At 66.7% G+C, this 24,393-nt stretch carries 20 protein-coding genes; 12 read left to right on the top strand and 8 right to left on the bottom strand.

Annotated features, from left to right (window positions below; all coding sequences use genetic code 11):
* Window position 1: 1 nt before the first annotated feature.
* The 6 genes from GOPIP_RS07450 to GOPIP_RS07425 are packed head-to-tail and all read right to left on the bottom strand — an operon-like array spanning window position 2 to window position 7,811.
* Complete coding sequence (locus tag GOPIP_RS07450; protein ID WP_006368985.1) at window positions 2-1,240, bottom strand: LLM class flavin-dependent oxidoreductase; 1,239 nt, start codon at window positions 1,238-1,240, stop codon at window positions 2-4.
* Window positions 1,237-2,484: an acyl-CoA dehydrogenase family protein gene (locus tag GOPIP_RS07445; RefSeq protein ID WP_006368984.1), complete on the bottom strand. Its 1,248-nt coding sequence runs from the start codon at window positions 2,482-2,484 to the stop codon at window positions 1,237-1,239. The genes GOPIP_RS07450 and GOPIP_RS07445 overlap by 4 nt, the downstream gene beginning before the upstream one ends.
* On the bottom strand, window positions 2,481-4,178 hold the full coding sequence (locus tag GOPIP_RS07440; RefSeq protein WP_006368983.1) for a dipeptide ABC transporter ATP-binding protein: 1,698 nt from the start codon (window positions 4,176-4,178) through the stop codon (window positions 2,481-2,483). The genes GOPIP_RS07445 and GOPIP_RS07440 overlap by 4 nt, the downstream gene beginning before the upstream one ends.
* Window positions 4,175-5,113 (bottom strand): ABC transporter permease, encoded by a 939-nt coding sequence (locus GOPIP_RS07435; protein ID WP_035727454.1) that lies wholly within the window; start codon window positions 5,111-5,113, stop codon window positions 4,175-4,177. Before GOPIP_RS07435 ends, GOPIP_RS07440 begins: the two co-directional genes overlap by 4 nt.
* Complete coding sequence (locus GOPIP_RS07430) at window positions 5,110-6,159, bottom strand: ABC transporter permease (RefSeq protein ID WP_006368981.1); 1,050 nt, start codon at window positions 6,157-6,159, stop codon at window positions 5,110-5,112. Before GOPIP_RS07430 ends, GOPIP_RS07435 begins: the two co-directional genes overlap by 4 nt.
* 14 nt (window positions 6,160-6,173) lie before the next feature.
* Window positions 6,174-7,811, bottom strand: a complete 1,638-nt coding sequence (locus GOPIP_RS07425; RefSeq protein WP_006368980.1) for an ABC transporter substrate-binding protein — start codon at window positions 7,809-7,811, stop codon at window positions 6,174-6,176.
* Window positions 7,812-7,984: 173 nt separating this feature from the next.
* Here GOPIP_RS07425 and GOPIP_RS07420 point away from each other — a divergent pair, with 173 nt between their 5' ends.
* Genes GOPIP_RS07420 through GOPIP_RS07410 form a run of 3 tightly spaced genes read left to right on the top strand, consistent with a single transcriptional unit; the run spans window position 7,985 to window position 11,429 of the window.
* Window positions 7,985-9,157, top strand: coding sequence for an acyl-CoA dehydrogenase family protein (locus GOPIP_RS07420; RefSeq protein ID WP_006368979.1), 1,173 nt, complete (start codon window positions 7,985-7,987; stop codon window positions 9,155-9,157).
* Window positions 9,154-10,212, top strand: coding sequence for an LLM class flavin-dependent oxidoreductase (locus GOPIP_RS07415; protein WP_006368978.1), 1,059 nt, complete (start codon window positions 9,154-9,156; stop codon window positions 10,210-10,212). The genes GOPIP_RS07420 and GOPIP_RS07415 overlap by 4 nt, the downstream gene beginning before the upstream one ends.
* Window positions 10,209-11,429, top strand: a complete 1,221-nt coding sequence (locus tag GOPIP_RS07410) for an MFS transporter (RefSeq protein ID WP_006368977.1) — start codon at window positions 10,209-10,211, stop codon at window positions 11,427-11,429. Before GOPIP_RS07415 ends, GOPIP_RS07410 begins: the two co-directional genes overlap by 4 nt.
* Here the strand turns inward: GOPIP_RS07410 and GOPIP_RS07405 are convergent.
* Entirely contained in the window at window positions 11,410-12,204 is a 795-nt protein-coding gene (locus GOPIP_RS07405; RefSeq protein ID WP_244421119.1) for an alpha/beta fold hydrolase, read from the bottom strand. The two genes, GOPIP_RS07410 and GOPIP_RS07405, sit on opposite strands and share 20 nt — an antisense overlap.
* A 181-nt stretch (window positions 12,205-12,385) precedes the next feature.
* On the opposite strand from GOPIP_RS07405, the gene GOPIP_RS07400 reads away from it, so the two are divergent.
* From GOPIP_RS07400 to GOPIP_RS07395, 3 genes are all read left to right on the top strand, one after another.
* Window positions 12,386-13,534, top strand: a complete 1,149-nt coding sequence (locus GOPIP_RS07400; RefSeq protein WP_006368975.1) for a hypothetical protein — start codon at window positions 12,386-12,388, stop codon at window positions 13,532-13,534.
* Between the two features lie 196 nt (window positions 13,535-13,730).
* Window positions 13,731-13,967 carry a hypothetical protein gene (locus tag GOPIP_RS28210; RefSeq protein WP_006368974.1) on the top strand — a complete coding sequence of 79 codons (237 nt, stop codon included), beginning with the start codon at window positions 13,731-13,733 and terminating at the stop codon, window positions 13,965-13,967.
* Between the two features lie 304 nt (window positions 13,968-14,271).
* The gene (locus tag GOPIP_RS07395; RefSeq protein ID WP_006368973.1) at window positions 14,272-15,783 is read left to right on the top strand and encodes an MFS transporter; all 1,512 of its coding nucleotides are present in this window, start codon (window positions 14,272-14,274) and stop codon (window positions 15,781-15,783) included.
* A 14-nt stretch (window positions 15,784-15,797) separates the two neighbouring features.
* On the opposite strand, the gene GOPIP_RS07390 is transcribed toward GOPIP_RS07395, so the two are convergent.
* Window positions 15,798-16,787, bottom strand: a complete 990-nt coding sequence (locus GOPIP_RS07390; RefSeq protein WP_006368972.1) for a hypothetical protein — start codon at window positions 16,785-16,787, stop codon at window positions 15,798-15,800.
* Between the two features lie 296 nt (window positions 16,788-17,083).
* Here GOPIP_RS07390 and GOPIP_RS07385 point away from each other — a divergent pair, with 296 nt between their 5' ends.
* The 6 genes from GOPIP_RS07385 (at window position 17,084) to GOPIP_RS07360 (ending at window position 24,369) form a co-directional block, all read left to right on the top strand.
* Entirely contained in the window at window positions 17,084-18,316 is a 1,233-nt protein-coding gene (locus GOPIP_RS07385) for a quaternary amine ABC transporter ATP-binding protein (RefSeq protein WP_006368971.1), read from the top strand.
* Entirely contained in the window at window positions 18,313-19,173 is an 861-nt protein-coding gene (locus tag GOPIP_RS07380; protein WP_006368970.1) for an ABC transporter permease, read from the top strand. Before GOPIP_RS07385 ends, GOPIP_RS07380 begins: the two co-directional genes overlap by 4 nt.
* Before the next feature lie 62 nt (window positions 19,174-19,235).
* The gene (locus GOPIP_RS07375; protein ID WP_244421118.1) at window positions 19,236-20,231 is read left to right on the top strand and encodes a glycine betaine ABC transporter substrate-binding protein; all 996 of its coding nucleotides are present in this window, start codon (window positions 19,236-19,238) and stop codon (window positions 20,229-20,231) included.
* 190 nt (window positions 20,232-20,421) lie between these two features.
* Window positions 20,422-21,519: a DUF7159 family protein gene (locus tag GOPIP_RS07370; protein ID WP_006368968.1), complete on the top strand. Its 1,098-nt coding sequence runs from the start codon at window positions 20,422-20,424 to the stop codon at window positions 21,517-21,519.
* A gap of 66 nt (window positions 21,520-21,585) precedes the next feature.
* Entirely contained in the window at window positions 21,586-23,088 is a 1,503-nt protein-coding gene (gene gtfA, locus GOPIP_RS07365) for a sucrose phosphorylase (protein WP_006368967.1), read from the top strand.
* A gap of 84 nt (window positions 23,089-23,172) precedes the next feature.
* Window positions 23,173-24,369 carry a TY-Chap domain-containing protein gene (locus GOPIP_RS07360; protein WP_006368966.1) on the top strand — a complete coding sequence of 399 codons (1,197 nt, stop codon included), beginning with the start codon at window positions 23,173-23,175 and terminating at the stop codon, window positions 24,367-24,369.
* Window positions 24,370-24,393 lie beyond the last annotated feature (24 nt).

Below are 24,393 nucleotides of genomic sequence, written 5' to 3'. Positions count from 1 at the left end.
CTCATCGCGCGCTGACAAGGGTTTTCGGTGCCTCACGCCGGATCGGTGGCACCGGCAGACCCAGGTGCCCTCGCAAGGTGTCCGACTCGTAGTCCGTGCGGAACAGTCCCCGCCGCTGCAGCTCCGGAACGAGGTGATCGGCGAAGTCGTCGAATCCGGAGGGCAGGACGTCGGGCATGACGTTGAAGCCGTCGGCGGCACCTGCCCGGAACCAGCGTTCGATGTCGTCGGCGATCTGCTCGGGTGTGCCGACCACGATCCGATGCCCGCCGCCACCGGAGAGCTTCTTGAGAAGCTGACCCAGGGTGGGGTTCTCCCGGTCGATGATCTCGCGGACCACCCGATAGAAGGTCTGTGAGCCGCCCGCCTCGTCCGGATCGACCAGGAGTTCGCGCGGAATCGGCTCGGCGTCGTCGAGGCCCTCCACGGAGAAACCCAACTGGCCGGAGAGTCGTTGGCGGGCATAGGCATCGGGAAGCAGGTTGTCGAGGGTCTCGCGGCGCTCGAGTGCCTCGGCCTCGGTGCTGCCGAGCACGGTCGACAGTCCGGGCAGGACGACGATCTCGTCCGGATTGCGACCGAACAAGGCTGCGCCGTCGCGCAATTCGGTGCGGAAGGCCCGCGCCGAGTCGATGTCTTGATCGGCGGAGAAGATCACCTCGCCGACACGGGCGGCCAGACGTTTGCCGTCGCTGGACCCGCCGGCCTGCACCACCACCGGCCGTCCTTGCGGCGACACCAGACGGATACGTTCCGACCACGCGGCCACCACCCGGTCGACGAAGTCCGCCGCCCGCTGATATCGCAAGGCGTGGTCGGGCTCGGCGTCGCGACCGAAGTTGCGGGCCGCGACCGGCCCGGCCGTGGTGACCACGTTCCACCCGAATCGGCCGCCGCTGAGATAGTCGAGATCGCCGAGACGCCTGGCCAATTCGTCGGGATCGTTGTACGACGACGACAGGGTGCCGATCAGTCCGATGTTCTCCGTCTGCGCGGCGATGCGCGCCAGCACCGACGTCGGCTCGAAGTTGTTGCCGGTGCGGTGCCGGATACTCGGATCGAGGAGGGGCCCGTCGGCCAGGAAGACGGCGTCCAGGCGTGCCTGTTCGGCCTTGTGGGCGATCGAGGTGTAGTGCTCGATGCGATAGGCCGAGAGGCCGTCGGTGTTCGGAAACCGCCAGGAACCGCCGAAGACACCGGCATTGAGGATGTTGACATTGAGATGCAGTTGCCGGGTCATGAGTTGTCCTTGAGGTGGTGGAGGTAGTAGCCCGATACCGGGGCGGTGCCGTTGACCCGGAAGTCGCCGACCACGCGTGGCTTGTAGATGACCGGGTTGTGAGAGGCGAGGGTGCGGGCGTTGCGCCAATGCCGGTCGAGGTGAACGGCATTGCGCACGGTCGACGATCCGCCGGCGTCGAAGGCGTGGCCGGCGGCGTCCAGGACGGCGTCGATCACGCCGATCTGCGCGGTGGAGGTGGTGAGGTAGGCCGCCGCAAATGCCTCCTCGGACGCGGCGTCGTGCGCCGATTCCAGGGCGGCTGCGGCGGTCTGCGTGAGCGACGACGCCGTCAACGCTGCGACCTCGAGCCGACCGACGACGGCCAGGACGTCGGGATCGGCCGTCGCATCCTGGGTCAGGGCGTGGCGACTGGTCCGCGTCCGGGCGCGCACCACCTCCACGGTATCGGCGACGAGACTGCGGGCGATACCGGTGAGGTTGGCCAGGTGGACGATCTGCACGAAGGAGTCCAGCCCGCGCAACGAGTCCCGGTAGCGGCCGATGTCGCCGTAGGGCTCGACCGGCACGTCGGTGAGAATGGTGGTGCCACTACCGGTTTGCCGCTGGCCGATGCCATCCCAGTCGTCGACGTGTTCGACACCGGGATGCCGGGCGTCGATCACCACGAAGCTGCGGCTGCCGTCGTCGGCGAGGACAGCGGTGCGGATGTAGTCGGCGAAACGCGCACCGGTGGAATAGAACTTGGTACCCGAGACCACCCGCTCGCCGGAGCCGGTGCGATGCACCCGGGTGGTGATCACGCCCCAGCCCTCGCCGTCACTGAGACCGGCGACCTGCGCCGACGGCTCGGATTGTGCGTTGCCGAAGACCGCGCCCCGCGCGACCTTGGTCAGCCAATATCGCCGGACATCGGGATCTGCCTCTGAGCGCAGGATCTCGGTGGTGGTGAAGTGCCCGCGCCAGATCTGCGGCACGTTGGAGTCGGCTGCACCCGCCTCGGCGAGAATCGAGAACAGCGTAGGCAGGTCCACGTCGAATCCGCCGAATTCCCGAGGCACCCGCAAACGACCGAATCCGGCGTCGGCGAGCTGGCGGATCAGGGTGTACGGATGCTCATGGTGTAGGTCACGGTCGCCGGCGCCGACGGCGAGTTCGGCGAGGACCGAACGGATTCGGGCCAACGCCTCGGCCAACGAGCCCGGCGCGGTGGCGGATTCGCTGTCTGCGGTGGTGCGAGTCATGAGTGGGCCCTTCTCGACGTGGCGGTCAATTGCGCTGCTGAGCTGGGTATTTCACCGTCGAAGAACTCGTCGCCGGGGAGGTCGCCGCCGGCGATGGCACTCAGCAGTCGCACGGTGTACTCGTCGGTGGGGTTGCCGAACACCTGCTCGACAGGCCCCTGCTCGACGATCTCGCCGTGGCGCATCACCACCACCCGGTCGGACAGTGCGGCGACCGCCGCGAGGTCGTGCGAGATGAACACGTAGGTCAGCCCACGTTCGCGCTGCAGACGCTCGAGCAGGGCGAGGATCTGCGCGGCGACAGACACGTCGAGAGCCGAGATCGGCTCGTCGAGAACAAGAATCTTCGGCTCGAGTACGAGTGCTCGCGCGATCGCAACGCGTTGGCGTTGTCCGCCGGAGAGTTCACGCGGATGCCGGTCGATGAAATCGGCGGGGAGCGCCGCGGACTCGAGGGCGGCGGCGACACGGTCACCGAATACCCGGCGTCGGCCGCGTCTGCTGTGGCGCGCCCAGCGCACGCTGTCGTCGGCGAAGGACAGCAGCGGCTCGGCCACCACATCGAAGACGTCGAATCGCGGATCGAAAGAGGAATACGGGTTCTGGTAGACGATCTGGATGTCACGGCGTAGCGGACGGAATCCGCTGCGCCGTAGCCCGGTGATCTCGGTACCCAATACCGAGACACTGCCGTCGGACGCGGCGGTGAGACCGGTCAGAATCCGTGCCGTGGTGGTCTTTCCGCTTCCGGATTCGCCCACGATCGATACCGTTTCACCGGCCCGGACCGAGAACGAGATGCCGTTGACCGCCGGGAAGTCGCCGAACTCCTTGCGCAGGTCACGGACGTCGATGAGGGTGTCGGCGTCGGGCGGCACGGGCCGACGATCCGCGCGCAGCGACAACCGTGACGGCACGCTGGCGAGCAGCCGGCGCGTGTAGTCGTGGCGCGGGTCGGCGATCACCTCGGCGGTGGGCCCGAACTCGACGAGGCGGCCCTGCTGCATCACCCCGATGACATCCGATCGGTCGGCGGCCACCCCGAGGTCGTGGGTGATGAGCACGATGCTCGTCGAGGACCGCTCCCGCAACGTGTCGATGAGATCGAGCACCTGCTTCTGGACCGTGACGTCGAGTCCCGAGGTCGGCTCGTCGGCGATGATCAGGTCGGGATCACCGGCCACCGCTGCCGCGATGAGCACACGTTGGCGCATGCCGCCGGACAGTTCGTGCGGGTACTGCTCGTAGCGGCGTGCCACCTCGGTGAAACCGACGAGCTCGAACAGTTCGTGTACCCGCTCACGTCGTGCGGCGGCGTCGAGGTCGGTGTGCAGGCGCAGCACGTCCTCGACCTGATGCCCCACGCGCCGAACCGGATCCAGCGAGACGGTCGGGTCCTGGGGGATCAGCGAGACGGTACGCCCACGCAGATCGCGCCACTGCTTGCCGGTGAAGGTGGTGAGTTCCTCTCCGCGAAAGGTGATCGAGCCCGCGGTGAGCTCACCGTTGCCGGGGAGCAGACCGAGAATGGCGTGGCCGGTCGTGGTCTTGCCCGAGCCCGACTCGCCGACGAGGGCGAGGACCTGGCCGGGCGCGACGTCGAAGCTGATGTCGTGCAGCACCTCTCGCAGTTCACGCGACACCCGGTAGCCGACCGAGAGGCCCCGCACCGACAGCACCGGTGTGGTCGTCATGAGCTGCTCCGTTTCGAGAGGTGACGGGAGATGTGGTTGGTGGACAACACGACCGCCACGATGGTCAGTGCCGGGTAGAGGGTGAGCCAGCCGCGGGTGGCGATGTACTTGCGGCCGTCGGCGACCAGCAGACCCCACTCGGGTGCCGGTGGTTGCTGGCCGAGTCCGAGGAAGCTCAGGGAGGCGATCCAGATGATCGCGATACCCAGCTGCACGGTGATCAGCGAGATGGTGGGCGTCAGGGAGTTCGGGAGGACGTGGCGGAACAGGATCGTCGACGACCGGGCGCCGCTGGTGACCGCGGCCTCCACGTAGTTGCTGGTGCGAACCTTGAGTACCTCCGCGCGGATGAGCCGGGCGAAGGTGGCCGCCGAGGTGAGACCCACTGCGAGAGCGGCGGGTACGAGCCCGGTGCGGCCGGTCTGCGCGCTGTACACCACGACGATGGTGATGGCGAGCAGGAAACCGGGGATGGACAGGACCACGTCGATCAGGCGCATCGCCGCGGAGTCGGCGATCCCACCGAACCAGCCGGCCACCGCGCCGAGGACCGACCCCACGAGCACCGCGACGGCCACCGCGAGACTGGCACCGAGCAGCGAGGCCCGCGACCCGTACACGGTGCGCGCGTACAGGTCTCGGCCCAGCAGATCGGTGCCGAACCAGTGGTCGGCGGACGGGGGCTGCAACCGCGCGGTGTTGTCGATGGCGATCGGGTCGTAGCCGGTGAAGATCCCGGGCACGATCGCCCAGGCGATCGCGAGGGTGAACACGGTGACCGCCAGGACGAGTCCCCAGTGGCCGCGAATCCAGCGCACTGCGCGGCGAGTGCGTGACTCCGTCTGCCCAGCAGATCCTTTCGGCGCCGGTTCGGCTGATGCCGAGCCCGTCTCCGACGGCGTCGTCACGGGTACGTTCGGTTCGAGGAGCGTCATGGCATTGCCACCTCGGCGGGCAGGGCGTGGCGCCGGGCCGACGGCACGTCGGCCGTGGCGGAGGTCCGCGGGGTCGGCGCCGATGCGGGCCGGGTGCGCCGTGCGCGCGGTGCGTTGGCCGTGACGAGGATGCGTGGATCGAGGAACGGGTAGGCGAGGTCGACGAGGAGGTTGGCCACGACGTAGATGGCGGCGGCGATGATGACGACGCCGGAGACCACCGGCAGATCCTGGGTGTTGACGGCGACCATGACGAGCTGCCCGAGACCGGCACGGGCGTAGACGGCCTCGGTGACCACCGATCCTGCGATCAGTTCACCGCACGCCAGACCCAACAGGGTGAGGACCGGCAGCGACGAATTGCGCAGGACACCACGCCCGAAGATGTAGCGCTCCCCCGCTCCGCGCGCGGCCAGCACGTGAACGAACGGTTGGCCGCGCGTCGCCGCGATGGACGAGGCGAAGACCTGGGACAGGGGTGCGGCGACCAGGATGCCCAGGGTGAAGGCGGGGGCGATCAACGCCGTCAGGCTGCCGTCGTCGGAGGCCGGGATCAGGTGCCAGCGGAACGAGAACACCTGCAGGACAAGGATGCCGATGACAAACGTCGGCACCGAGGCGAAGAACGGCGGCAGTCCCTGCAGCGCTCCCCGCAACCACGGCCAGGGCGCGTAGTTGATCGCGACGGCAACCACCGCGGCGATCAACAGGCCGAAAACCAGTGCCAGCGCCGTCAATTGGAGTGTGGCGGGCAGAGCTGCGGCGAGCATCTGGCTGACCGGCGTCCCGGTGGTCAGCGAGAAGCCGAGGTCTCCGTGCAGGACCCCACCGAGTCCGCTCAGGTACTGCTGCCACAACGGCCGGTCGATCCCGTAGTACTCCAGGAGTGTCTTGGCGGCCTCCGGGGTCAACTGGGCCTCCGGGTCGGCGATCTTGTTGTGCACGGCATCGCCGGGCAACGCGCTGAGCAGGAGGAAGGCGAGCGTGTAGGCGGCGAGGAGAACCAGAGCGGCTTGACCCACTCGCCTCAGGATGTAGTGACGCATGATGACCTCATCGGTTACTGGCGCAGCCAGGTGTCGTAGAGCCAGGACCGTCCGGTGGATTCGGTACCGAATCCGTGGACGTTGGACGCCAGGCCGAAGACCTGGGTCTCGTCGTAGAGCGGGATCGAGTAGCCCTCGCTGAAGATGCGATCCTCGATCGCCTGGATCGCGGCCTTGCGTTTGGCCGGATCGAAATCGGCGGACTGGGCATCGAGGAGTTGGTTGAGCGTCGTATCGGGCCGGTAGTTGCCGGTCACGTTCTGCCGATCCGTCTCGTAGGCGGTGCGCAGCACTCCCGGGTCGGCGGTCGAGGTCTGGCCCTGGCTGAAGTACCAGTCCTTCCCCGACGCCAGCTGCGCCTCGTAGTCGGTCACCGAGGGACTGGTGAGAGTGATCTCGACACCGGCCTTCTTCCACTGTGCCTGAACGATTTCCAGCACCGACTGGGACACCTGGTAGTAGGGCGCGATCCGGATCGGGAAGCTCAGCCGTTTTCCGTCCTTGACGCGAATGCCGTCGGCACCCGGCTTCCAGCCGGCGGCGTCGAGCAGCGATTTGGCCTTCGCGAGATCGTAGGTGAGGTACTTCGACGCGTCGCCGCGCAACGGGGTGCCCTTGACCAGTGCACTGGTGGGGATCGGGTAGCTCGGCGAGAGTGCGGTCTTGTTGATCTCGTTGCGGTCGGTGGCTGCCTGTAGGGCCAGGCGCACGTTCTTGTCCTGGGTCGGCGCGGCCGGATCGGCCAGATAGACGGTCAGGTCATTGGTCTCGCCCTGCACCGGCACCGCAAGGAGCCGGCCACCACCGGCGCTGACGGTCTGCTCGTCGTACGGTGCGATGTTGCGGGCGATCTGTGCCTCGCCGGACTGCAGGGCTCCCACCCGCGTACCGGCTTCGGGAACGGTCTTGAACACGATCCGTTCCAGGTAGGCCTTGCCGGAGTGGCCCGATCCCTGTGGCGCCCAGTTGTAGTCGTCGCGACGCTTGAGGGTGATCCCGGTGGTTCCGTTCACCGAGTCGACGACGAACGGCCCGGTGCCGACGATGTTGCGAGCTTCGCTCTGTCCGTTGAGGTCTCGGTCGAGATAGGACTTTCCGAGGATCGAGCTGGCCCGATAGTTCGACAAGATCTGCAGGAAGCCGGCATTGGGTTTGGACAGCTTGACCACGACGGTGTGCGGGTCGACCACATCGGTACCGGCGTAGTCCGACCAGAACGGGTCCTTGGTGATGCCGAGGCGCTCGTCACCGTTGCCGTGCTGATCGAAGTTGGCCTTGACGATCGCCGCGTCGAACGGTGTTCCGTCGCTGAATGTCACACCGTCACGGAGGTGGAAGGTGTAGGTCAGGTGGTCGTCGCTGATCTCCCAGGACTTGGCCAGCCACGGCGCGAAGTCGCCGGTTTTGGGGTCCTGCCAGACGAGGCGTTCGGTGAGGTTGTCGGTGACCTGGCTGTTCGACCAGATCGAGTTGGTCGACGTCCACGCGGTGTACTGGACCGGGTCGTAGAAGGTGAGTGTGCCACCGAACACCGGTGGGCCGGCGGCATCCGAGGACGTCGACGCCCCGCTGCCGCAGGCGGCCAGCACGGTCATGGCCGCGACGCTCAGTGCCGACGCCGCGAGCAGGTGCCGAAAACGTTTGGTGGTCAAGGAGATCTGTCCTCTCGAGACATGCCTGAAGACATGCAGGGATGGGGAAGTGGTTGTGCAGAAGCCAACCACCCGAGCCGGGGACCGTCATCCGTTCGGGTCAGGCTGAATGCAAGGGACTCATCGACGCTGCGGCGCAGTAGTTTTCGGGATGACTCCGTGAAAGGACTTCGATGCCTGCAATCACCGCCGCGCAATCGACAATCCGCCGGCCGGATCGGGTGGCGGCCGACGAGGTCGACGATGCCGATCAGATCCCGTTCGTCGCAAGGGTTGCCGACTATGCCGGCACTGTGCTGCGCCCGTACGGCCTGCGGGCCGATCGCGACGGCGTGCCACCACAACGGGTCGCCGAGTTTGCCGACGTCAAGCTCTTGAATCATCTTGCGCCCAAGGAGTTCGGTGGGGCGGCGCTGTCACGCGCCGCCGACCGTCGGGTACACGAGATCCTCTCCGGCGCCTGCCTCAACACCTGGCTGGTCTGGGCGCAGCATGCCCCGATCGTCGGTCGGCTGGCCAAGGAGTACGCACGCGGGGGCGATCTTTCGCAGCGCGCCCACGATGCGTTGTCGGGTCGCCTGCTGGTGGGAGCCGCCATCAGCGATGTCCGCCGCTTTCCCGACCACTTCGTCGAGGCCACCCGCGTCGAGCGCGGCTGGCGTCTGAACGGAACGGTCTCCTGGTTCAGCGGTTGGGGTCTGAACTCCGCGGTGTTCGTCGCGGCGGTCGAACCCTCGAGCCGCACCGTCATCACGTCGCTGATCCCGATCGATCAGCACATCACCGCAGGAGTTCTCGGACTGAGCGCGCTCGGCGGTAGCCGCACGCAGCGGATTCACCTGAGTGACGCGCCGGTCGCCGACGCCGACGTCATCTCGGTACAGCCGCTCGACGAGTGGCGTCGTGAGGACGTCGACACCGTCAGCGACGCACGGCCCCAGCATTTCGGGCTCGCCGCACGGGTCATCGATGAGCTCCGTGCCGAACGCGAGCCGATCGCCCGCGAGATCGCCGAGAGATGGGCGCCGCGGATCGCGCAGATCCGTGCCGACGCCTACGGGCTGTCGGACGAGGCGATCGCGGCCGGCGCCGGGCCCCATCGCACGCAGGAGCGGCTCGCGGTGAAAGCCGCGAGCGGCGAAGCACTCTCGACGTTGACCCGCGCTCTGCTCATCGCCCGATCCGGGCACGGCATCGGGTTCGACGACACCGCGCAACTACATGCCCGCTCGGCATTGTTCGTTCTCGTACAGGGCCAGAACGCCGACGTCCGCCGGGCGCAGCTGACGCACTTTCTCGACACACCCCACGATCCGGACACACCCACAGATCCGAAAGACTCATGAGCGAATTCCTCTGGTACATACCGAATCAGATCGATCCCGGCCACCGGGGTGACGACACCGTCGCCGATCACAACACCCTCAACACGCTGACCCGGCACGCCACCGCACTCGAGCGCAGCGGATGGCAGGGTGCGCTCATCGGGACCGGATGGGGCCGCCCGGACACCTTCACCGTCGCCACCGCGCTGGCGGCACGCACCACGACCTTCGAGCCGCTCGTCGCGGTCCGGCCGGGCTACTGGCGTCCGGCGAACTTCGCCACGGCCGCAGCCACTCTCGACCATCTCAGCGGCGGACGCCTGCGCGTCAACATCGTCTCCGGCAAGGACGACCTGGCCGCATACGGGGATTCCGACGGCGATCAGGCCGCCCGCTACGCCCGCACGCGGGAGTTCATCGAGCTCGTCCGTACATTGTGGACGCAGGAGAACGTGACCTATCGGGGCGAGTACTTCGGCGTGGAGAACTCGACGGTGGTGCCACGTATCGCACCGCGGCCCGGCCGTCCCCATCCTCGCATCTACTTCGGTGGGGCGTCGGCGGCAGCCGAACGTGTGGCGGCCGAACAGGCCGACGTCCAATTGTTCTGGGGTGAACCTCTCGACGGCGTCGCCGAGCGGATCGCCCGCCTCAAGCGCCTGAGCGGGGAGGTCGGGCGTCAGCATCCGCCGTTGGAGTTCGGTCTGCGGATCACCACCTTCGTGCGTGACACCACCGAGCAGGCGTGGGACGAGGCACAGGAGAAGGTCCGGAGTTTCGCCGACCGCGGCGCCTACGGCCAGAACCCGCACCGCAAGGTCGCCGTCGGCCAGCAGCGCCTGTTCGAACTCGCCTCACGCGGTGAGGTTCTCGACGACAACCTCTATACGACGCCGGGCAAGTTCGGCGGCGGCGGTGCGGCCACCACGTGGCTGGTGGGCTCGGCCGAGGACGTGGCCAAATCGCTGCGCAAGTACCAGGATCTCGGCATCACCCACTTCGTGCTGTCGGACACCCCGTATCTGCGCGAGATCGAACGACAGGGCAGCCAACTCCTGCCGCTGCTGCGAGGATGACGGCGGAGGCCGTCTGCCCCAGCGCCGAATCACCCGCCACCACCCTCGATCGCCGCCTGCTGATCGCCGTGTTCGCCGTGTCGAACACGGTGGCCTATGTGGTGCTGATCCAGATCCTGCCGGTCATCATCGACAACATGGCCGACGATCTCGGCGTGTCCCGCACCGCGGTGGCCGGGGCGTCGACGATCTCCACGTTGATGGGTGCGTTGGCGGCGTTTCCGATCGGTCGCCTCATGGATCGTCACGGCGGTCGGATGATGATGACCGCGGGCTCGCTGATCGGTGTGGGTGCCGCGGTGATGTGGTCGCAGGCAACGTCGTTGGCTGTGCTGTATGCGGCGTTCGTCTTCGTCGGGCTGGCGATCGCGATGTCGACGTACGAGGCGGCGTTCGCGGTGATCGTGGTGGCCACCGACGCACCTCACCGGGACCGGACGATCCTGGCGGTGACGATGATCGCCGGACTGTCGACCTACCTCGTCTATCCGGCGCTCGGGTGGATGAATGCCGAATGGGGCTGGCGGACCACACTTCTCGTGCTCAGTGCGCTCTTGTTGGTGACCGCGGTCCCGGGTCATCTGATGGTGATCCCGTCGCGGGAACGGCACCGGAGTCGGGTACAGCGCCGAACGGGGGTGCCCGTCGGTGCAGCGTTTCGGCAGCGCCGGTTCTGGTTGTTGTTGATCGCCTTCGTCGGGCAGGCCGGATCGGTGGCCGCGTTCCTGTTGCTGGTGATCTCCTATCTGCTGTCGGTGGGGCACTCGATGTGGATCGCCACCTCGATACCGGTGTCCATCGGTGCGATGCAGATCCTGTCACGACTGGCGTTGGTCACCGTGCTGCGCGGCGTCGCGCTGACACCGGTGGCCTGTGGGGCGTTCGCGATCCAGGGCCTGGGTTTGATGCTGCTGCCGCTGGCCGGTCTCTCGGTTCCGGTGACCCTGCTGTGTGTCTCCGCCGTCGGCATCGGGCAGGGCGTCGGGGTGATCGCGCGGCCGTCGATCATCGCCGACAACTTCGGTGTCGCCCACTTCGCCAGTGTGCTGGCCGCCATCACCGTGCCGATGGCGTTGGCCCGTGCGGCGTCGCCGCTGATGGGCGCATGGCTGGGCGACTGGCGGTTTCTGGTGATCTGCGGCGCGTCGGCCCTTGTGGCGTCGGCGGCTCTGCTCCCCCTGCTGCGCGGCGGCCGGGTCAGTGCAGACTCGCCGTGACGACCTCGGCCAGGTACGCCGGTCCCGTCACATTCGCAGCATGTCCCTGTCCCGAGAGTATTTGGTGTGCAACGACATCGGGTAGCGCATCGCCGAGTTCTGCGAGTCGTCGGTGCAGGTGTGGTGGGCTGTCCTCGCCCTCGATGAGGGTCACCGGCAGCGTGACCGTGCGATAGCGGTCGACGCCGACGCCGAGACCGTCCATGGCTTCGGTGTCGGCGAGTTGCCCGGCTGCGTGGCGGGTCATGTACTCGGCCGTGGTGGGGTTGCCCAACAGATGCGTCACCAGGTGGTCGGGCATGCCGACGATGTCGCGCAGATGGATCCGCATGGCCTGTGCGGCGTCACCGGCATCGAAAGCTGCCCGCGCAGCACTTTCCGCGACGCCACCGATCAGACTAGTGGTGGGGACCGGCGGCTCGTAGAGCACCAACTCGGAGAACAGATTCGGATGCTCGACGGCCGCACACAGCAGTGCCGTCGCTCCTGACGAGTGCCCCACCCCGACGACCGGTGCACCACTGGCCCGCGCGACCGCCGCGATGTCGCTCACCTCTCGGCTCACGGTGTGCGGCAGCGTGATCACTGCGTCTGGCTCGTAGATCCGCCGGTTCATGACCACCACCCGATGCGCGTCGGCGAGGTGCTCGGCAACGGCGCTCCACGAGGTCGCGTCCCCACCGCCGGGTGGAACGACGAGGATCGTGGGACCGACTCCGTGGACGTGCGCCGACAGGAGGTGTCCGTCGTCGGCGATCACGGTCAGCATTGTCATACCGACAGGGTGGCGCAGGTGGCTGTCGTGGCGCTGTCGTCGGCTTACGCGTCGAGGCAAGCGTTGCAGGGGGTTGCCCGCACTTGGAGGTCGTGCAACGCTCCGCAACCCTGTCACCACCTTGTGATGCAGCTCATAGTGTTGCGGACTGCCCAACGCAGACCTCGAGGAGCGCAATGCCATGACGATGACCACCGGTGTCGAACCGCCCGCCGACCAGCAGAATCCGGCGCCACCGCCTGGCTCCCGACGATGGCTGCTGTTCGGGGTGTCGAACCTCGTTGTCGTCGTCGTGGTCTCGGTGCTCAGCTGGTATCTGCTGGCCGATCCGACGTCGAGCCCGTGGCATTTCTATCCGTTGCCGTTCAACGCCGCACTGTTCTGGGCGATTCTGTTCATCGTGTTCATCGGCTTCAACTCCGAGTTCGTGGGATTCGACCGGCTCGGCCAGCCCCTGCGCGGCATCGCCGTCCTGGTCTCGACGGCGGTGTTCGCCGTCGCCGTGACCTGGCTGCTCGGTAGCGGACTGGGTGCGCTGTTCCCCGACTTCGCCGGTTCCCGCGCCGGCGGCATGGGCTACTTCTCGGGCGCCCTGTTCGTGTTGTTCGGGTTCGGGACGTGGGTGATGGTGGTGCTCAACTGGCAGCATTGGCCATGGACCGCGCTGGGGATGAAGCAACCGTTGATCGGACTGTGCGAGATCGCATTCGTGGCCATCCCCACGCTGGCGCTCTACATCGTCATCGGACTGCCCGCGGTGTCGTCGTCGGTGACCAATCCGATGATGTCGCTCGACACCGTGCTCGGATGGTTCTATTCGATTGTGGTGTCGGTGATCCTGACCGGTCAGACACTCGACAACTGGCCGTGGAAGCTGTTCGGCGGAGGCGGAAAGACGGCACTTGCCGCGACGATCGGCAACGCCCTGCTGGGGACGACGATCTACTTCGTGATGGTCCCGTTGGCCAAACTACTCGTCGGTTCCCAGGCCTCGGCCGAACTGGGCAACACCATCCATCAGTTCCCCGCACAGATCGGCGTGTGTTGGGCATTCTGGATGATCTTCTGGGCGAACGGCTTCGGCAACCGATTCGCACCCGCGGTCCGCGCGGTGCTGACCTTTGTCCTGGCCGTCGGAACCTTCCTGCTCTACTACCGGTTTGCCGCCGGCAACGTTCTCCACGAACCCGCCGTCGCCTCCGGGTTGGCCGGTAACGCATTGGGATTCGTCGATTGGCTGGTGCTGTGGACACTGATCTACGTCGTCGCATTCCAGTCGATGGGGTTGCGCCGGCTGGTCGACGATCCGGAGCCTGCGGACGTGCGTTAGCAGGGAGTTCGGCTGCAGCCGAGCCCGGCCTCGCCTGTTTTCAGTCATTCTGCGAGTAGCTCCGCGGCAAAAGCCCCGGTCGCGAGGGCTGGGCTACTTTGCGAATGACTGAAAACAGGCGAGTGGTCGTGGCTGCGCCTCTGGACTGGCCATGAAGTATCGATAACGCACCAGAGATTCTCTATGCTGAATCGATGTGGCTGGGGATGCTCATCGGGGCCGGCTCGCTCGTGCTCCCGCCGCCCTGCTCGCGCTGTTTGCCAGCCATCTTCGGCGCCGACAACGGCAGCGCACCCTCGGGGGTTACAACAGTGCCGTACTGGGCTACACCTACGGCGGGGTTCCCGCCTACGATCCACCAGCACGCACCGACAGTGCTGCGTGGACAACGACAATCGAGCAACACCCTCCCGACGAGGAAGTCACCGCTTGACGACAGGCTGGCCGAATCAGGCTCGCCGCCGGGATGGGCGTGGTACGAAACCAGCTACGGCACAAGGGGCCTCGAGGCTCGTCGCTTGCGCTCCTCGGCACCTCGACCATCATGGGGAGACAGCAGGCGAGTCGGGACCATCATAAGAACGAGCAGGCGACTCGGGACCACCGGCGGTGAGGACGGCGAGTGGGTTGTAGCCATCGATCCCCACAGCGGCGGAGCGCAGCCGGACATATCGATCAATTCGCCCATAACGCTTGCGGATTCGCGGAAAGCGGGAGCGATTACCTAGGCTAAGAAAATGCCTGATCCTGCACCTGCCGGCCACAGGCCGTCGCCTCTGCACTGGGCGCACGCCCACGTCGTCGAGCGCCACCTGCATTCATTGGCCGCGCTCATCCGCCGCAAGCCTCCGCTGACACAGGAGTCGATCACCGTCGTCGACCAGCCGATGCTCAAGCGAGCGATCGGGGCGGCGGCGCTGGGAAACATGATGGAGTGGTTCGACTTCGGTGTGTACGGCTACCTCGCCGCCACGCTGGGCAAGGTCTTCTATCCGGATGCGTCGTCGAGCGCGCAGCTGTTGGCCACCTTTGCGACCTTCGCCGCGGCGTTCCTCGTGCGTCCGCTCGGCGGGTTCTTCTTCGGCCCGCTCGGTGATCGGATCGGCAGGCAGAAGGTGCTCGCCGTCACGATGATCATGATGGCCGCCGGCACCTTCGCGGTCGGCTGCATCCCGTCCTACGGCGTCATCGGGATCTGGGCGCCGATCCTTTTGCTTGTGGCGCGCATGATCCAGGGGTTCTCCACCGGCGGTGAATACGGTGGGGCCACCACCTTCATCGCGGAGTACTCCCCCGATCGCCGACGCGGATTCCTGGGCAGCTGGCTCGATTTCGGCACATTCATCGGCTACTCGCTCGGCTCCCTGATGGTGACCGTACTCAATGCCGCGCTCGGCGACGACACGATGACGTCGTGGGGGTGGCGCATTCCGTTCTTCATCGCGGGTCCGATGGGACTGATCGGCCTCTACCTGCGGATGCGGTTGGAAGATACGCCGGCATTCCAGAAGCAGCTCGACGAACACGACGCCAAGGTCAAACAGACCGAGAGCGCCGGCCGCGAGATCGGCACCATCTTCGTTCGCTTCTGGCGACCGCTGCTGGTGTGTATCGGCCTGGTCATTCTCTACAACGTCACCAACTACATGATCACCGCTTATCTACCAACCTATTTCACCGACGTCATCGGTCGCGGCCAGCTCAGCTCCGACCTCCTGGTGTTGCTGTCGATGCTGGTGGTGGTCGCCCTGATCGTCTTCCTCGGTCGGCTCAGTGACCACATCGGCCGTCGACCCATCTTCGCGATCGGCGCGATCTTGCAAATCGTGGTCGCCGTACCGTGTTTCATCCTGTTCGGGATGGACACCATCTGGGCGCCGATCGTTGCATGCGTGGTGTTCGGCGTCATCCTGGCATGCTTCGCCGCGCCGACCGCCTCGACGCTGCCCGCCCTGTTCCCGACCTCGGTACGCTACGGAGCGCTGTCGATCGGTTTCAACATCGCGGTCTCGGCGTTCGGCGGCACCACCCCTCTGGTCACCTCGGCGCTGGTGAGCGCCACCGGCAATCACCTGATGCCCGGCTTCTATCTGATCGGCAGCGGGATCGTCGGCCTGGTTGCCGTCCTGTTCCTCCGCGAATCAGCCCGGCAGCCGCTGAACGGCTCACCACCACAGGTGGATACACCGGCCGAGGCCGAGCGCACCTATGCCGTGGCCCGCGAATCTGCGGCGGCGCCGAGCGCTTGATCCGGGCACTGCTCTCAGACCGAGCAGTTCGGCGAGGTGACGTCCGCTCCGCCGGCGATCCGGCTGACGACGCCGTTGCTGATGGTGAACGAGAGTTGTCCACCGGGGACTGTGGCGAAGTATCCGGGCCGGGCGAAGGGACCGTTCTGCGGAATCGGTTGGGCGTCAGGGTATGCGGCGGTCACGGCGCTTTGCGGGTCGCCGAGTCCGACACCCTTCTCGGTGGTGACCGCAGGACCGGTGGCGCTGGTACCGGAGGCCACCACGCACCGGACGGGATCGCCGTCGACGTAGAGTTCGTTCTGCCTGTTCATGGCGGGACCGCGGGCTCCGTCGCCCTTGACCTGGAACGTCAATCCCGTTGCTGCAGCGGCTGCTTGCACCGACATGCCAACCTTGACCACCCCCAGTGACGTGGGCGTGATCGTCAGCTGATCCCCGGACCAGGCACCGGAACCCGATGCGGCAGTGCTGGTGGCGGCTGTCGATGAGCCGGTGTCGGGCGAACCCGGGTCGACGTAGTCGCCTGAGCAGATGTTGATGTAGCGGCTCGGGTCGAAGTGTTCGCCGTGCTGTGGGAAGAACCATTCGATGGCCTGATACCGCTGTGCTCCGTCGCAGGTACCGAGATTGAAGGCGACGACGGTGGCTTGTTCGGCATGTTGTTCGGCAACGATCTCACCGGAGCCTCCGTACAGGGCCGAGCCGGTTCCGGTGGCCTGCGGGCCGCCCCACGACGACCACACCACGTTGCTCACCAGGCCCGTGGGATCGCCGCCGTTGAAGATCTCCGACGGTCGGACCTCGCCGTATCCCTTTTGATAGGGGCTCCACACCTTGCCGAGCGTCGCGTTGACCACCAGTGGCGCCGCACTCGACGACGCAGTCGAGTCAGCGCCAGAACCATGCTCCCCGGAGGCCGAACCATTCACCGACGAGCACGCCGCCGTCGCGGTGAGCAGTGCCGCACAACCAAGAGTGAGCATCACCCGGGCAAGTCGCATCGTGTCTCCTTGAAAGATCCTGCGGCGCAGGCTCGGAGCGTAACAGCGCGGCGCCCCTGTAGACGGCTGATCTACCCGGGCACAAGCGCGAGTTCGTATGTTCGGACGATTGGACCCACCAGCACTCCCCCTGATATCCGACAAACCCGACACGGCAGCAACAGGCCGCTCATTTCGTTGTAGTGCCCATGCATCACACAGCTTCTGTTTAGGGTGACTAAAAGGTGCCGCGATTGCCGCTAGCACAGTTTGTTGCGTGATGCGCAACGCCTGGGTGCCTGCTGGAAGGAGGAGAGGTGACCATCTCGCCCGAGACCGACAGCGCGACCACCGCGTCCGCAGCCGGGCCCGCGCTACGCGCCGAACATGTCTACAAGGTGTTCGGACGCCGACCCGACGAGGCCGTCAAGCGTCTCCGCGAGGGCGCCGACGCCGACGACGTGAAGGACCTCGGTACCGCCGCGGTCATCGACGCCACCTTCGATGTCGCACCCGGCGAGATCTTCGTCGTGATGGGGTTGTCCGGATCGGGCAAGTCGACGTTGATCCGCACCCTCAACGGACTGTGGAAGCCGTCGGCCGGTTCGGTGTTCGTCGGCGATATCGATCTCGCCGCGGTGAACGACAAGCACCTGCGGCAGATCCGCCGCGACTCGATTTCCATGGTGTTCCAGCACTTTGCGCTCCTGCCGCACCGCAGCGTCCGCGATAACGCCGCCTATGCATTGCGGGAAAAGGGAATTGCCAAGGCCGAGCGGCTCGAGCGCGCCGACCACTGGCTCGAGACGGTCGGTCTGCACGGGTGGGGCGACCGTTATCCCCGCCAGTTGTCCGGCGGTATGCAACAGCGCGTCGGATTGGCGCGTGCGCTGGCCGCCGAGACCCCGATCCTGTTGATGGACGAGGCCTTTTCAGCACTCGATCCGCTGATCCGCCGGGAGATGCAGGATCAACTCGTCGAATTGCAGGCGTCCCTGGGCAAGACGATCGTGTTCATCACCCATGATCTCAACGAGGCGATGTACGTCGGCGACCGGATCGCCGTCATGCGGTCCGGTCGGATCGTCCAGATCGGTTCGGCCGAACAGATTCTCACCGAGCCCGCCAACGACTACGTCGCCAAGTTCACCGCCGAGGTCGACCGCACCCGCGTGCTCACCGCCGCGTCGGTGCTGCAACCCGCGCAGGTGACACTGCCCGTCACCGCCGGGCCGCAGGAGGCGATCATCGCGATGCGTCACCACCAGACCGATCGCGCCCTGGTCACCGACGACGGCCGACTGTTGGGCTATCTCACCGACGACGACATCGCCACCATGCCCGACGACCCGCCGGATCTGCGGCCACTCGTGCGCACCGACTCGCTGGTCCGGGTCAACGCTTCGACCCCGATCGCGGAATTGTTCGCTCCGTCAGCACAATCCGTGGTCCCGCTGGTGGTGACCGACGACGACGGCCGGTTGCGCGGGGTGATCCCGCGGACCAGCCTGCTGGCTGCGCTCGCCCTGCGTGAGGAGGACAACGCATGAGCTTCGTCAACCCGCGCATCCACGTCGGCGACGCCATCGAGTCCGCCTTCAATTGGCTGACCGACCATGCCGGTTGGCTGTTCGACGCCATCAAGACGGTGATCACCGGTCTCTACGATGCGTTCAACACGGTGTTGTCGAGTCCGCCGTACTACGTGATGATCGCGATCTTCGCTGCGCTGGCGTTGCTGGCCGCCGGGTGGCGGCAGGGGTGGAAGCTCGCGATCTTCGCGGTGATCGGCTTCTACTTCATCCGCGCCTTCGACCAGTGGGTCAACGCGATGAACACCATTGCGCTGGTGCTGGTCTCGGTGATCATCGCGCTGATCATCGCGTTGCCCATCGGTATCCTCGCCGCCCGCAGCCGGGTGGTCTCGTCGATCGTGCGCCCCGTTCTCGACCTGATGCAGACGCTGCCCGGGCTGGTCTATCTGGTCCCGGTGATCATCGTGTTCGGCATCGGCCCCACTCCGGGTGTGGTGTCGACACTGATCTTCGCCATGCCCCCGGGTATCCGCTTGACCGAGTTGGCGATCCGTCAGGTCGATCCCGAAGTGGTCGAGGCCGGACAGGCTTTCGGCTCCAGCCCGGCTCGCATCCTCGGCCAGATCCAGATCCCGTTGGCCATGCCGACGATCATGGCAGGTATCAATCAGGTCATCATGCTGGCGCTGTCGATGGTCGTCATCGCCGGGTTCGCCGGTGCCGGCGGGCTCGGCGGCCAGGTCAACGAGGCGTTGCAGACGCTCAACCTCTCACTCGGTTCCGAAGCCGGTCTGGCCGTGGTGATCATCGCCGTCTACCTCGACCGGCTGAGTTCGGCGATCGGTAACCGCGGCCGCGTCGCACAGCTCTGAACACCGGAGACCGTGAAGTAGTGAAGTGAAGTAGGGAAAGAGGGTAGGTAGAGATGAGAAAGATGACGAGAAAGCTCGGGGTGCTCGCCGCCGCGGTGACGGTCGGCGCGCTGGCGCTGAGTGGCTGTGGTGCGTCGAACTCGAACTCCGACAGCGGCTCCGGCGGCACCACCAGCGCCACCAACGATCTCGCGTCGAAGTACGCGAATTGCTCGCTGACGCAGGGCAAGGCACCCGCGGGCAGCCTCGGCGCCGGCAACGACACCAACGTCGCCATCGGTGCGTTCAGCGGATGGGACGAGTCGACGGCCACCGCCTACCTGATGAAGAACATCCTGCAACGCAACGGCTACACCGCCGACGTCAAAACCCTCGACGCGGCAGCCGCTTTCACCGCGGCGTCCAAGGGTGACGTCGACGTGCTCACCGATGTGTGGTTGCCGAGCACGCACAAAACCTACATCGACCGCTACGGCGACCAGCTCGAACCGCTCGGCTGCTGGTACGACAACGCGAAACTGACCATCGCCGTCAACGATTCGTCGCCCGCGCAGTCGATCGGCGACCTGAAATCGATGGCGTCGCAGTACAACAACACCCTCGTCGGCATCGAGCCCGGCGCCGGTGAGACCGCGATCGTCAAGGACAAGGTGATCCCGGCGTACGGTCTGCAGGATCTCACCTTCACCACCTCGTCCACCGCGGCGATGCTCGCCTCGATCCGCAAGGCCGAAGCCGACAACACCAACGTCGCGGTCACCCTGTGGAAGCCCCATTGGGCGTACTCCGCGTTCAAGATCCGTGACCTGCAGGACCCGAAGGGCGCGCTCGGCGGCAAGGAAGGCCTGTGGAACTTCGCCACCAAGGGCTTCGGTGAGAAGGCACCCAAGGCCGCGCAGCTGTTCAAGAATCTCGTCGTCCCCGACGCCGACCTGTCGGAGCTGGAAAATCTGATGACCCAGAAGTACGGCGGCAACAATCCCGACGGCGCGGTGACCGAATGGTTGTCCACGCATCCGCAATTCGAGAGCCAGATCGTGGCCGCCCAGCTCGGCTGAGCACACCGACCGATCGACGAGCGCGCCCCCGGCCGATGGTTGGGGGCGCGCTCGTGCCCAATCCGCAACCTGTCTGCCAGGCAATCCTCACGATGTCGTCAGCGGCTCACCAGGCCGCAAGCGCATCGTGGATTCTGGTGAGCCACTTCCGTGCCCACCGACGTTCCACCGGCGTCTGCGGAGGTTGATCATGAGTGTGGTTGTCGGGCTTCATCTCCAATCCGACCACGTGCGCGTTGCGGTCATTCGCGACGCGTCTTCCGGCGGCCGAACGGCCACCGCCGACCGATCTGTCGGTTCCGTCCGAATCGACTCGCAGTACGCCTTCCCGGCCGCTCTGCGCTGGCCCGCGCACACCGCCGCAGCCCTGCCCGATCGGCGTCACGCCGATGCCACCTACCGCCACTTCGTCGACCATCTCGGTGATCCACGTCCGCTGAGCGCACCCGGCGGTCCGGACCGTCTCGCCGACGACCTCGCCGCCCGGCTGCTCGTCGTCCTGGTCGCGCACCTCGAGGCCACCGTCGGCGAACATGTCGCACGGCTGCTCATCGCGCACCCGACCTATTGGACCGTCCCGCAGGTATCGCTGTTCCACCGCAGTCTCGTTGATGCCGGACTCGCCGACCATCGGGCGCTGCTGCTCGTTCCCGACACCGACGCCGCGCTCGAATGGGTGGACCACTGCGACGGTCTCGACCGGGCACATGGCGTGACCGTCTGCGACCTGCGCGACGACAGCGCCGTGGTCGCCCATGCGCGTCGGCCACGCTCGGGACATCTGACGACCATCACCGCGCACCGCTTTCCCGGGTTGGGGGTGTGCCACTTCGACGACCGTCTCGAGCATCGGGTCCTGGCGAAGGCGGCGCAGGCCGGGCACCCGGTGCCGCCGCATCCGGCGCTAGTCGCCCAGGTGCGAGCGCACTGCGCGGAAGTCCGAACCACGTTGCGCACCATGTCGACCCGGATGGAGGTCGTCACACCAGGTGTCCGCGGACTCGAGCAGCACGGTGTGACGCTCACCCTCGACGACCTCTACGGCCTCGCCCGCCCGCAGGCGGCGGAGATCGTGCGCGCCCTGCAGCGCTGCGGCGACACCGATCCCGGCCCCGACCACGTCGTGCTCATCGGCACCGCCCCGACGTTCCCGCTGCTCGCCGACAGCGTGGCCGCCCGGTTCGACTGTCCCGTCGTCATCCCCGCCGACGCCGAGTTCGTCTGTGCGCGAGGCGCAGCGCTGCTTGCCGCCACCTCGACGGTGGTGACCCCGATGACGCAGGCGTGAGGAGTACCACCCTCGCCTGAGCCCGGTTCCCGCCGCAAATGCACGTCACCCAGTAGCGTTGGCGTCGTGCAGAACACGGTGCATCTGATTGCGTACGCGGATCGGTTCGGTGGCAGCCTCGCCGGGCTCACCGCACTCCTGCGAGGCCCCTTCGACGGTGTGTTCGGCGGGGTGCATGTGCTGCCGTTCTTCACCCCGTTCGACGGTGCCGACGCCGGATTCGACCCCGTCGACCACACCCGCGTCGACCCCCGGCTGGGGAGCTGGGCCGACATCACCGACCTCGCGACCACGCACGAGGTGATGGCCGATCAGATCATCAACCACGTGTCGGCGGACTCGGCACAGTTTCGTGACGTCGTCGCCCACGGCGACGAGTCGTGCTATGCGCCAATGTTTCTCACCTTGTCGTCGGTGTTCCCGAACGGCGCCACCGAGGACCAGCTGACGGCCATCTACCGGCCGCGGCCCGGGTTGCCGTTCACGGCCATCGCGCTCGGCGGGCGTGTGCGGTACGTGTGGACCACCTTCACCGCCGCCCAGATCGACATCGACGTGCGGTCGGCGCCCGGCCGGGCTTACCTCGACTCGATCCTCGACGCGGCCACCGATGCCGGGGTGAGCGCGCTACGTCTCGACGCCGTCGGGTATGCGATCAAGACACCGGGAACCTCGTGTTTCATGACACCCGAGACCATCGCCTTCATCGACGAGTTCGCGGCGAAGGCGCACACGCGCGGCGTCGAGGTCCTCGTCGAGGTGCACTCGCATTTCGCGCGGCAGATCGCCATCGCGCGCTCGGTCGACCGCGTCTACGACTTCGCTCTGCCCGCATTGGTGTTGCACACCCTCTACACCGCCGATGCGCAGGCGCTGGTGCGTTGGCTGCAGATCCGTCCCGACAACGCCGTCACCGTGCTCGACACCCATGACGGCATCGGGGTCGTCGACGTCGGGCCCGACCCGGTCGAGGGGCCTGGGCTACTCACCCCCGTGCAGGTTCACGAGCTCGTCGAGGAGATTCACCGGCGCACCGGCGGGACGAGTCGCCTCGCCACGGGCACATCGGCAGCGAACGTCGATATCTATCAGGTGAATTCGACGTTCTACGATGCGCTCGGCCGTGACGACGAGCGCTATCTGAGCGCCCGCACGCTGCAGTTGTTCGTGCCGGGCATCCCGCAGGTCTACTACGTCGGGCTGCTGGCCGGCGGCAACGACATGGAGTTGCTCGATCGGACCGGCGTTGGCCGCGACATCAATCGTCACCACTACACGCATGCCGAGATCGCCGAGGACCTCCGCCGCCCGGTGGTCGGGGCGCTGCTGGCGTTGTGCCGGTTCCGCAACACCCATCCGGCGTTCGACGGGCCGTGTGAGACCACACTCGCCGACGGGCATCTGCGGTTGCTGCGGCGCGGACGTGCGGTGGCGGGGGCATGGGCGCGCGCCGACATCGATCTCGCGACCGGTGTCACCCAGCTGGCCTGGGGCGACGGCGATCGCGAGTGGTCGGCGCCCGTCGCCGAGCTAGCGAACAGGTGGGGCGTGTCGTCCGAGGTGAGCTGACGGCGGCCGTTCCGAAAGTGTCGTACCCCTGCCCTATCGTCATCGGTGAAGGGAACGTCCCCTTCGCGACCGGAGGGAGAAACGATGCGCACCAACGATTTCGATGCATCCATCGACGACGCCTGGCAGGAGTTCCGCACCGAACTCGCCGCATTCCTCCGTGAGCTGACCGCGGCCGATCTCACCTGGATCGAACAGGACCCCAGCATCCCGGAGGGCCCGCACGGCCGGATCGACATCCGGTACACGCGGGCACATCGGGTGCGGTTGACGCTGGACCCGCTCACCTTGCACACCTCCGTCGACTGCTACCGAATCCAGATCGGGCAGCTGCGCGCACTCGGCTGGCGCCGGCTGGCCGGCGGTACCTACATCCTCGAGGGCGGACATGCCCGCGCCGACGAGATGGCCGCTGCCATCGTCAACACCTTCCGACAGGTGTGGGAGACGGTGCATCCGACTTTCCTGCGCGCACCGTTTCTCGCCGACGAGCCGCCCCGCGTCGAGCCCACGCTGCGCGCCGGGGTCGTCCCGCACGGTCCGGAGCATCTGCGCGCCCTTGTCGTCTCGATGCTCGAGGAGGTCACCGGCCAGCGCATCGAGGTCGACGACGACGGAGACGTGGTGTTGCCGACCGAGCCACCGTCGTGGTTGCGGGTGCACGAGGATCTGCCGCGGCTGGTGGCATTCGCGATGCTCACCGATTCCGTCTCGGACCCCCTGGTCGCGGCGCCCTACATCGCCGCGCAACCGACCTCGCGCGACGGTATCCGGGTGATGCTGCGTCAACGGCAGGTGTTCGCGCACCGCGTCATCGACGTCACCGTGTTCTCCGGCGACAACCTGCGGGCCGGACTGGCCGACTGGTTCGGCTTCATCGACGACGACGTGCCGCGCATCGTCGCGCGTGTGCGTGCAGGCGCCAGTGTCTCTGGTGCACAAGATGATTCGCCGGCGGAAGCCGAGGATTCGGATCCATTGCCGGACACCCTGCTGGCGGTGCTGCAACTCGACACCGACAACGCGGTGCTCAGTCCCCGCGAGATCGCCCAGATCTGCGGGTACGACCGTGCGGAGATGCTGCAGTTGATCCGCACGTGTGAGGAGCAGTATCTGTCGTGGGCGCAGTCCGCCGAGGAGGCCGATGATCCGGAGGAGGCGCAGGCCTGCCGCCACGAGGAGCAGGGCTGGCGGGTGACCACCGACAAGTTCCGTGCCGCCCTGCGGGTGGTGGTCCTGCCCGACGACGAGCCGCGGCCCCGGATGCGTCCGGCTGGGTGAAGGCAGGCCTCTCCTTATTCTCAC

The organism is Gordonia polyisoprenivorans NBRC 16320 = JCM 10675 (assembly GCF_000241325.1).
In the GTDB taxonomy this organism is placed as follows: Bacteria; Actinomycetota; Actinomycetes; order Mycobacteriales; family Mycobacteriaceae; genus Gordonia; species Gordonia polyisoprenivorans.
The sequence above is the reverse complement of the archived record's forward strand: the minus strand, read 5'-3'. Positions and strand labels throughout refer to the sequence as shown.